Source organism: Psychromonas antarctica (genome assembly GCF_022267535.1).
In the GTDB taxonomy this organism is placed as follows: domain Bacteria; phylum Pseudomonadota; class Gammaproteobacteria; order Enterobacterales; family Psychromonadaceae; genus Psychromonas; species Psychromonas antarctica.
The window spans coordinates 1-3,263 of the sequence record NZ_JAHNZV010000183.1; the positions used below are offsets into that span (position 1 = coordinate 1).

Annotated in this window: 2 protein-coding genes; one reads left to right on the forward strand and one right to left on the reverse strand. The window is 36.4% G+C overall.

Features of this window, described 5'->3' with window-relative positions:
- Positions 1-83: 83 nt before the first annotated feature.
- Entirely contained in the window at positions 84-1,526 is a 1,443-nt protein-coding gene (locus KSO91_RS16585; protein ID WP_238744134.1) for an esterase/lipase family protein, read from the reverse strand.
- Positions 1,527-2,740: 1,214 nt separating this feature from the next.
- Here KSO91_RS16585 and KSO91_RS16590 point away from each other — a divergent pair.
- Positions 2,741-3,214, forward strand: coding sequence for a hypothetical protein (locus KSO91_RS16590; RefSeq protein WP_238744135.1), 474 nt, complete (start codon positions 2,741-2,743; stop codon positions 3,212-3,214).
- Positions 3,215-3,263: the final 49 nt, after the last annotated feature.

A 3,263-nucleotide genomic window follows, 5' to 3' on the forward strand; every position in this document is an offset into this window, starting at 1 on the left:
TGTAATAGTAAAGCTCAATGATAGGCCAAGAAAGAAAATAAATTACAAAACACCAGCCAAATTAATGGCTGAATACATGGCAGCTATAGCTGCGTAGCGGTTATGCACTTCAGAGTTGAATCTGCCTCTTTAAAGGATTGTCGGGTATATGATTTGATAATTAATCCTTTTTGTCTCAGCTTTGGGTCATTCGCATTATCAAATGTAAATACGCCTTTATCAACGCAACGATTCAGCTGGATTTCAACGTAGAATGTTTCATTTGCTTTTATTTGTGAATGGATATCATCTCCGAGTGAGTGATACTCAACGCAATGATAAAATGAAAACCCTTTTTGGGGGTGAGCTATTACGCGAAACCCTGTAAGTTTATTTTGAGTAATAACATCATAATCAACGTAATAAACAATATGATTTGGATTCGCTACGTTTTGCTGTTTATCTATAAAAAATCCTTTGGAAAGTTTATCTGGATTATGTTTTTCTCCACCTAAAAGGAAAATTTCATAATCCATAACGGGATCACCTTGGTTGTCTTTTATAACAAAGACGAGCATTGAATAGCGATGCTTATTTTTCTGTGTCTCATGGGATATTTGTTCTAGTTCTTTGATTCGGGTTGCATAGTCATCTTTAGTTTTTACCGACAGACATTTTAATATTTCACTCACTTGTGGTTTGTTTGTTGCCTTTGGTGACAGCACACTCGCCATAATTCCCTTCTTACTACCAGAATGACTGGCTCTTGCTATTACACCTAAAGGTGCAAGTGGTGGTCTTCTTATTTTTCCATTAACTGCCAGCATATGAACTTCGATTTTATCGGCACCATGGGTTACAGTTTCAATGTTTTTTGTTTCTATAAGTGTGACCATACTATAATTAAGATTGGCGCAGGGAACTCGAACTACTCCATCGGATCCTGCTTCAACTAAATAACTATTGATAAAATCATACATCTGTTTATCAATAGATTGACCCGTCAGTACGTAAGGGAAAAAATGTGCTTCAGCAGGTTTGTAATGGAGATGAGATTTGGCCAAATCTAATTGTTGCTGACTACCTAGCGACAACCACTCAAGAATTCGCTGTCCAGGTTCTACTCCAGAAAACCATGCTTTGAGCCTTCCGACTCTTTTTTTTCCGATCGCGGCCAGTGGAGAACCATGATTGGCAGGAGCAAGCATAACGAGATGACAAAGAGGAGCCTGAGAAAGCTTTGCAGCCCCGTAATAACGATTCAGCCATTCACGGACAACAGGGCCTCCAGTGGAGTGAGTAATACATGAAAATTCTTTTATTCTACCACTACTATCGGCTATTTCATTATGCAGGGCACTTTCAAATGCCCGAGCAACATCACTTACACTCACTTTGTCATGAAAACTAATATAGCGACCTAAGCAAATATGTTTAATGTTAATTTCCAGATTATAATCTTCAGCTTGAGCTGCTAAAGCTTCTGGCAATCTGCCATAAGTGCTGGTATCTGTAACACTCCAACCGTGAACAAAAACTATTATCATTACATTTCCTTTTTGGCTTTCTTAAAACAGAAAATATGAGCAGTAAACATTTTTTATGTGCTTTATGATAATCCTGACAAGGGTGTTGTAATTCTACTGACTCCCGTAAATATTATTTCGATGCTTGTATTGCCATTCCCTCGACATAAATGCGTCTTTCTAGACTCGACTGTCTTCATCTTTTAAAAGGATTTAGCTTGGGTTTCGGCCTGCTTTAGCATGTTGCATCCTTTGGATTTTTTTTATTCAAAAACAGTGGCAAGGCTAAGTATCGATAATTACATTTCATCAGAAGCATTAAATACCAATTATTTGTAAATAATATTAGAGCAACAAAGATAAATGTCATTATTTTATGTAATTAAATAAAGGAAATATAATAGGAAAAGTGGCGTAGTCGCATTAGTTGGATTTTAAATTTCGATAGCAGCGGTATTTTTATATTCACCAGTAAAGCTAAAGATGAGCAATTATGTTCTGCGTTAACTTCTATTTTGGTTATCTTAGGGGATCGCGCTGGATAAAGAGGAATGAACAACTGAAGTTGCAGTTTATGTGGTACTTGAAGAGATCGCAGAATGACGACGTCGTGCAGTTGATATTCCATTTAACTCAACCGCAACTAGCCTGCTTTTTTATAGTCAGAGGGTACAAGTACGCACTCATTTTCCCGCCTTTAATAAAAAGGTATATTTGTCTTCTCTTCATTTTTATACTGTTACTGGGTGGGGGAATTTAATCTTTTACGACGGCCATAAAAAATTGGACATTAGCACTATCACCACTGGGAGCACTTTCAAGCGCGGTGCTTTGTAGCCTGTTGAGCTAATGACATTAGGCCCTATTTTTATTTCCAGAGGTTATTCGAGGCGAGCAAAAGGTGGCGATCTAATTGGTTAATGTTCAGCTCACTTCTTAATCTATTTGAGCGCACTGCTTAACTGTGCGCTTATAGCCAAGCATTACTTCCTTTTGAGCACTTGCTGTTGTTCGCTGCTGGACAGAATAGTTGTCTAATATAATCGCTAATGAATAATATCTTCAATATTTGTACGTTATTGTCGGAAACTTTAACACTATTTTTAATTTGTTATTTTTAAATAAATAACATGATATAAAAATCAACAATTTATCTTTTTTGGCATGTTTGTTGCTAAATTTTAGTTGCTGAATATTTTAGCAAAATATTAAATGATTTTTTCAAGGAGAAATATATGAAAATCATAAAAATAGCCTTAACGGCGGTACTACTGTTATTTTCACTATCAACTTACGCTACGCCTATGACATTTTCATCTAGCATTAATGATGGATGTACGGGAGGTTGCACTGCGTTGGGCAATAATTACAATACTTATGTTGTTCCTGATAGCACTACTGATTTATACGGAGCTTCATGGATTCAATCCCTGGATACTTGGTTTGTTGCGGGTGTTAGCTATAGCATTTGGGAAACTGACTTTAGCAATATTGGAGATAGCACATTAACATCTTTATACGTTTCCTATGATGATGACTTAATTATTTATAATGGTAGTGAAGCAATTTTTAATTCATTAGATACAGGTATTATGTTTGCTTGGACTGGAGTTGTTAATGTGTTTGATTATTTACTCAAGTTTCGGGGTTCATTTTTAGCCAATAAAAGTGAACCATCCCTCATTCTAGGGCTTCTTGCCGCAAAGTAAAGTTATCCATTTGCATGACTTGCGTAAAAAAATCGACAACCGTCTGTTC